Source organism: Microvirga arabica (assembly GCF_016811235.1).
GTDB lineage: Bacteria > Pseudomonadota > Alphaproteobacteria > Rhizobiales > Beijerinckiaceae > Microvirga > Microvirga arabica.
In genome coordinates this window covers 1-6,982 of the sequence record NZ_JAFBID010000142.1, presented here as the reverse complement: position 1 = coordinate 6,982, position 6,982 = coordinate 1, and the positions used below count along the sequence as shown (strand labels likewise).

At 59.2% G+C, this 6,982-nt stretch carries 5 protein-coding genes and 1 pseudogene; 2 read left to right on the top strand and 4 right to left on the bottom strand.

Features of this window, described 5'->3' with window-relative positions; genetic code table 11:
• Together xseB and JQC81_RS31590 are read left to right on the top strand one after the other, a co-directional pair.
• A partial coding sequence (xseB, locus tag JQC81_RS31595; protein WP_210347338.1) for an exodeoxyribonuclease VII small subunit occupies positions 1–273 on the top strand: 273 nt, incomplete at its 5' end.
• A 124-nt stretch (positions 274–397) separates the two neighbouring features.
• Complete coding sequence (locus tag JQC81_RS31590; protein WP_203275727.1) at positions 398–754, top strand: hypothetical protein; 357 nt, start codon at positions 398–400, stop codon at positions 752–754.
• A 203-nt stretch (positions 755–957) separates the two neighbouring features.
• Here JQC81_RS31590 and JQC81_RS31585 read toward each other — a convergent pair whose 3' ends face one another.
• The 4 genes and pseudogenes from JQC81_RS31585 to JQC81_RS31570 all read right to left on the bottom strand — a co-directional run.
• Entirely contained in the window at positions 958–1,911 is a 954-nt protein-coding gene (locus JQC81_RS31585) for a hypothetical protein (RefSeq protein WP_203275726.1), read from the bottom strand.
• A gap of 2,422 nt (positions 1,912–4,333) precedes the next feature.
• A complete protein-coding gene (locus JQC81_RS31580; protein ID WP_203275725.1) occupies positions 4,334–5,254 on the bottom strand; it encodes a hypothetical protein in 921 nt (306 codons plus the stop codon).
• A 744-nt stretch (positions 5,255–5,998) separates the two neighbouring features.
• Complete coding sequence (locus JQC81_RS31575) at positions 5,999–6,301, bottom strand: hypothetical protein (RefSeq protein ID WP_203275724.1); 303 nt, start codon at positions 6,299–6,301, stop codon at positions 5,999–6,001.
• 85 nt (positions 6,302–6,386) lie between these two features.
• Positions 6,387–6,982, bottom strand: a pseudogene (locus JQC81_RS31570) (hypothetical protein); the annotation flags it as partial.

The following is a 6,982-nucleotide window of genomic DNA, read 5'->3' as shown; positions in this document are numbered from 1 at the left end:
AGGTCCGCCGCGCTGATCCGACCACCCTTACCAAGTAACGAAGGAATGAAGATGATGAACAATTCTGAGAACAGCCAAGCCAAGACCACGGGTCTCTACGCTAAGCACTATGGCATTCTTCAAGCGATCGCCGAGCGGCTGCGGAGCGGCGGATCCGCTGATGTCGACCTGCTGCTGGAGGACACCCGCAGGGCCATGGAGTCGTATGAGATTTGCCGGGACCGGCTTCACGCCGTGCAGGCCGAGTTGAATGTCCAGATCAATCGCAGCTGATCCAACCTGATGGCTTTTGGCAGGGCCGTGGAGGGGGGCAAAGATCAACAGGTAGCTCAATGCCGAGCACCTCGGGGCCTGAGGCGCTTTGCCGATCGCTTCCTCAAGAATTCGGAGAAACGGCATGACCGCCGCATCGCTCAACAAGCCGGCCCCGCTCATCTGGACCGACCGGATCTCGACCGGCATGAGCCACGACACCTACTTCGGCTCCCGGATGCCAGGCGACCAGATCGTTTATGTCCTCAGAACAGACATCTTCGGCGATGACGGCAAGATCGAACGCTGGGAAGTCTGCTGGAACACTGGCTGCTACCCGCGCCGGGTGCCGGATGCCCGGTACCACGCCACCCTCTGGGCCGCGATCGACGCCGCCGAGGCCGAGGTCGCCACCATCACCGCCCAGCCGAAACAGCCCTGCCGGGCCTGCGGTCCCCACTGCTGCATCTGGCAGGACGACGCCGTTGCCATCGCCGCCTAAGAGAGGATCAGAGAAATGTCGATTACCGTGAAACGACCGAGAAAGCGGTTCCCCTGGAAGGGGCAGCTCTTGAAGAGGGACAGCTACCGCGACCTGAGCACTTGGTGAGGAGAGAGCCTCTTTCGGAGAAGGATTGGATTACAAGCAAGCGAAGGCCCCCGGGAGGGGCCTTTCTCATGCTCGCGTTCACAAACCCCAGCCAATCAGCCTTCGAGAAGTTTCTCCAGCTGAATGCCGATCGCAATCTTCTGGCGTCTGAGAGCCTCCATCCTATCAAGCGCACTCTGGGGCCAGTTCATTCTGATCTGACCATGGTGTGCGGTAAGCTCCTGCTGCTCTTTGCTTAGTTGCTCTTCTCGATCCCACAGGGCCTGGACCTCAGGAGACACTTCCGTCTCGGAAAGATCCTCCTCGTCCGTGCGAGCAACCAGAACCCGATTGCCGTCCCGGTCTGTGATTTCCCGGTATCGATCTTCCGGATAATCCTGACCCTCAACCCATTTGTCAGGATCGAAGTCGGACCAGTCGGTACCTTTAGACCTAACCTCATCGTCGTCAGTCGGAGATGAGATCGTCACAGACGCTGCAATATGGATGGGCGCAGGCTTCGACTTTTCACGCACAGCCTTCGCCGCCTCTACAGGCTTCGCCTTCGGCTCTCCATCAGGAGAAGACCCGGTCATAGATGACGGCGCAGTAGCGTCACCGTCCTGAGAAGGCATTGGATCAGGGCGGGACAGATCCGTCTGCTCCTCCTGTTGTGTCCTCATCGATAAAAGGACACGGGCCTCTTTCTCGCTGAGCCCAGGATTAGAAGCCATGAACTCCACGAGCTGCTCATCGGTAAAAGTGCCCTTAGGTACGATGTAGCTGCTCGTTTCACGAAACGTTCTCCGCTTGCGCACGTCCTCTCGATGCTCGGCTAAGAGCACTTCTTGATCCAGCACCTTAAGACGCTCGGCCTCCTTCGCGGCAACCTTGCGGGCGATCTCTTTCTCACCTTCCGCTTTGATTTGAGCGATCTCAGCATCGATCTGTTTCTTGCGGAATTGCACACGACGCTCAAGCACGCTCGGTCGCTCAGCGCCCCAGCGGTAGCGCTTGCCCTCCTTACGAGCCCTGTTGTGTGGAACCGATCCAGTCGCTGCTGCGCCCATGACGAAGCCTCTTATCGATACTGCTACGAGGCGCGAAGTTTGACTCACACCTTCGAATTAAACCGGAAGCTACCATCGTTATGGCCAAGCTTCAACGAAGCGCAGGACCCACCATCCCATCGGGGCGCACCCTGCTTTGCCCACTCAGATGCTCAGAAAGCCCGACCCTGCCGACTGCCGGGTCGTCATTCGGGCGGGCAAAAAGCCCTTACCTTACAAATGGAGCAGGTGGTCACGTGTATTTCCAGGCGGCCTGACCATCCAAAGTAAAACGTCTGGTCCGGTCCGAAATAAAGCGACATGACTAAACCTCTCGGAGGGTCAGTTCTCCACAGAATTCGAGCGGACCACTCCTCCAGTCAGGTCCAGACCTCCCGTGTCCGACGGCAGCCCCTCACCGCCAGTCCGGTCTGCCCGCCTCGCCGCTCCAGCTCGGATCGCGTGACCCATCAGGAGCCTCCGCCTGGTTCCTCCGGCCACCCACAGGATCCTCCCAACAGAGCGCATCGATGAGCACACTCGAGATACGAACTTGCCATGCCCATGCTGAGCTTGGCCAGGTCTGATTAGATTGGACCGGACGTCCTGTTCGGGCCAAATGGTCACCCGTGCGGCCTACTCAACATTCCCTTGCCGATAGGAAGGTCGGTTTCCCAGCCACATGACCCTTAGCCGGAATTCCTTATCCTGCAACGATTTCGCTACGGCGCTGTCGTACACTGGCTTGGGGCGATAGGCGCCCATGCACTCAAGCCCAGCGATCCCGTCATCCGACCCAGACGATCCGGATGAGCCGACGAGGGCAGGACAGCCGACCCTCGACTGGTCAGGCAGAGATGCCTAGGCGTGACCCGCCCACCTGGTCCAGCACCAGCCTCGATCGTCGTGGCGCAGACCGCTTGCCTCATCGGTCTGCCCCTCCGGAGGGCGGCCGAGCAAGAGGGCAGGTCCGGTGGGATACAACAACACCTGACCTGACAATGGTCAGGTCGAGGAAAGAAACCGACCTGACCATTCTTCCGTTGCCTAGGGTCAGTCCTGCTTGTCATGACAACACCCGAGGCTCCCCGGCGCCCCGGCCGGACTCGCCAGCTCACCGGCCGCACTGCATACGGGCGAAGTAAAACCCCTCTGTTGAGCGTTCACAGAACGCCATGGTTCTTTTGCTTGGCCTGATTACACATCCTGAGCTTGACGCTCAGCGTATCTCATAACAGCGGGTGTTCCCCGGCGATTAAGCTTGAGCGTATTCATATCAGTTTGTTCTGCCGGAATACATTTCATCGGCAGAAGGAGACGCGCTGTTCATGTGCGCGCGTCCCCAAACCCGCCAGGAGCGGCCTGGAGGCCGATCGAGGCAGGATCAAGGCTCAAGGGCCCTCTTCCGGCCCGGGAGGGGCCACAGGCCCCATTCTACGTCCCGGATGACCCTAACCCCGCCGACGGTCATAGCCTGCGGCTGTCGGAAACCTCTGAAGCCAACAGACCCCACACCAAAGGTGTCCAGAGGGAGGTTTAGGGGCAGGATATTTCTTAGGGCCCAATAACGCAGTTTTGGCGCACCTACCGGTTCGGCCAAAACTGCTGTCTCTTACATTGGGCTCTGCGAGGCTGTTCCGGCGCGCTTTGGGTGGGCCCAATACCGCAGTTTTGCCGCAAGCGGTGCGTGACCGACAAATTTGAGCATGCTGGGCCCAATACCCCAAATGTGCCGCACCGCGTTCGTGACTCACGGCCGAATAGTAGTGGGCCCAATACCGCAGTTTTCCCGCAGCAGGTCTTTGCCCGTGTTCTCAACTTGCGTGACTCACGTCTCTAAGCAGTGAGCCCAATACCGCAAACGTGATGCATCTCAGGCGTGACTCACGAGCAGATGAGGCTGGGCCCAATACCTCAGTTTCTCCGCAGCGCCCGTTTCCCATGATCTCACGCTGTGTGACTCACGCTACTGGGTAACTGGGCCCAATACCTCAGTTTTGGAGCACTTGCCGGTTCTCACAAAGCGGAGTGCGACGAAATAGGGGTCTACAAAGCTTTCCCGGCGCGCCTTGGGTGAAGCCAAAGCGCACAATCCAGAGGATCGTGGCCGGTGGGGGCAAGGCTGCCGGTTGCTCGATGCAATCTCGTCTGGCGCTCCGGGTGCGAAAACTGCATGCGTCGTGAATACTATCTGAATACTTGCCGTCACAGCACGCTCCGGCTGCGGGCGGACCACACGCGTCCGTATGCTCTTTCTGCCTCCAATGCACCAGGCTCAGTTCGGCCAGGCTGACAAGCAGCTTCGAAACATCCTACGAGCGTGGAACTCTCTTGCCCAAACGTCAAGTAAACACCTTGGGACACATTGCAGCGACGATCATGCTGTCACGCGAATGGACGACATCGCTCCCGTGTTATTCGATGGCACAGGGTCGGACAGGTTCTAGGCCGCTCTGTCTCTTGACGGCCGGGGTCTGACCAACAGGCCCACCAGCGTGCGTCCATCATCAGATGTAAATGTCATGTTCCGATGGACCATTCCATGGTCAGGCTGGATTTCAGCTTTCTCATAACTCACGCGCCACAAAAGCCCGGCGTACGGAAACTGCGCCTCTTTCAACCATTGCACCCGTCCATCAGTGTGAGGCACAAACGGGCATTCCCGATCTCTCCACGCAAAATAGGCGGCTTGCATTTCTTTGAACTCAATCGGCCTGTGACTGCTGTGTTGGTCGTTGACACCGGTTCCGAAGGCAACATGATCCAGGTCGTCCGGCGTGTCCTTGGGTCCGCTATCGGTGGAATCGTCGGCGTACGGCGGCTCCCACGGCGCAGGATCAACCAAAGCCGCCTGTTCCTCCGGAATTAGGCGCTCCTCGACCTCGCTCTCGTCAGCCCAAATCCGGGTCGTCCATCTTGCAACGGTCTCCCGCAAGCCGAAGACGCCCAGGAATTCGTCTGGCATGTTCAGCAAATCCATCGCCGATAAACCCAGGAATCGGGGCTCCGGTTGGTTTGCATCTGAAGCAACCTCCTGGAGAGGGTTCTCCAGGCACTTGAGTATGGCCAGCTGAGTGAGCACCTCAGCTGGAAGGGTGAGAACATCGGACGCGCCTGGCACCGAGGTTTGTGTCCCTTCGCCAAGCATGAGCCTCTCCAGACGATTAACTTGCTCTGTGAATCGGGCAATGAGATCAACTTGCCGTTGATCCCGCTCGTCAAGATGCGTCAAATATGTACTCGTCTTGGCGGTAATGGCCTCAAGGTGGGCTACGTGTGCCTCGTCGCGCGCCCTTTTCCGACTCTGACGATCATTCTGGTCCTCAAGGATCTGTGCGCGATCCTTGGTCTCGGTCTTAACCATCGGTACTCCTGAAAAACTCAAATCAAAGCTGAACCTGTGATGAGTCTGATGGAACCTTGGCACGATGAAAAGGGGAGGGGATCCACGATCCACCAGCACATACCGCGGTGAACTCGGAGCGGACGATACGGAAGCAGGGCGGAACTGCTCGACACTGGGGTTTGGAAGGGGAATGCACATGACGTGAGTCACAGTGTTTCTGAGCGTGGGCCCAATACCGCAGTTTTGGAGCAGTCCATTCGTGACTCACGCTTGAAGTGCATGGGGCCCAATACCGCAAATGCGCCGCACGTCGGCTGCGAGTCATGCGGGGATACAGGTGGGCCCAATACCCCAGTTTTGGCGCAGCACCGACGTGACTCACGCTCCAGGGACATGGATCGCCTTTTGGCGTCAGCCGGTCCTGGCCAACCCCATCGTGTCCCGCGGCGTGGTGTAAGAGCGCCAATCCTCGGCCGAGCCGGGATGATCAGGCGGTAGCGGCGAAGGCAGACGGCCTCCGGACCCGAAGCTCAAACGCTCGAGCATGACCCGAATAGGGCAGGGCCTCCGGACCATATACGGCCCTTTCATGCGTGAGCCGATTCCTGAGCATCTGCTTGCTTCGCTGAATTCGGCAGGCGCTCGATGGAGCGGCTATCGAGAAGGGATCGGTGTTGACCCCGGACATCAGCGTCATATCCAAAGTGTTCCTAGATCTTGCTCTCGATGAGCGTGCTCCTCCTCAACGAGGGACGGTTCACACTATTGGATCGCATCTGGCCTGCCTGTCCGGCCGCTCAAGCGATGATCGTTCATCCAGACATCCAACTCTGCCAACTGCCTGCCCAAGGCAAGCTGATTGTGGGCAATACGGGTGAGCAAAGTTGCGAGGCTGCTCGGCTCGTCGGGTACAAGGCCGGTGTGGCGCAGGGCCGGTTTAAATCCTTCGGCCGGCTTGGTCGTCGGCAGACCTTCCATGCCGCGGGTCATTTCCAAGTTGACACTGGGGGTGCGAAGGATCGCGCTGCGCTCGACGTCCTTCGGGTTGACTCCTGTCCGGCTCATGAGTCGAGTTCCTGTTTAGACGGAGGGTGGTGGGATCGTCGGCGGGAGTGGTAAGCCAGGGGGCACTGTCGGGAGGGTGGGGCTCTCACGTCACATGGAATCCTCGCCTGAACTCTGGATCAGCGAGAGCCCGTGCGGCTTTGGCGAGCCGGAGAGCGTCGGGTCCGGCCCGATGCGGATGCGGGTAGATCTGCTCGATGTGGGTGAGCAACCGCTCTGCCATAGTCGGATCCAGCCCGGCCTCCTGGGCAAGCCCGCCATAAAGACGCTCGACATCGCCTACTGGCCAAGTCATCCTCTGACCTGCCGCGGCATAGAGCCGGTTGAGCCACCAGCTATCATGCTGAGGGGCATCCGACACGACGAGCCGGCCGTGGGTAACCTCATCCAGGCGGGAGCAAGCCTCGTCGATGGACAGGCCCTCAGCCTCTAGCATGGCTGGCCTGAGACCGTGAATGGCCGCCGATTGCGCCGACCAGCCGCTGTCGAAGTCCCAAGTCGCGTGTGGCCTGACGAGGAAGCTCTCAGGCCCTGCCTCATCATCGAGCACCCAACCGATCTCGATTGGAAAGGAAGCGGAGCTCAGGCCCGACGCCTCGATGTTGATGAATAGCACTTCAAAGCCTCTGAAGGTCAGCCGCATGAGATCTCCAGCAGGAGGTGATGGCAGGAACGGGCGAT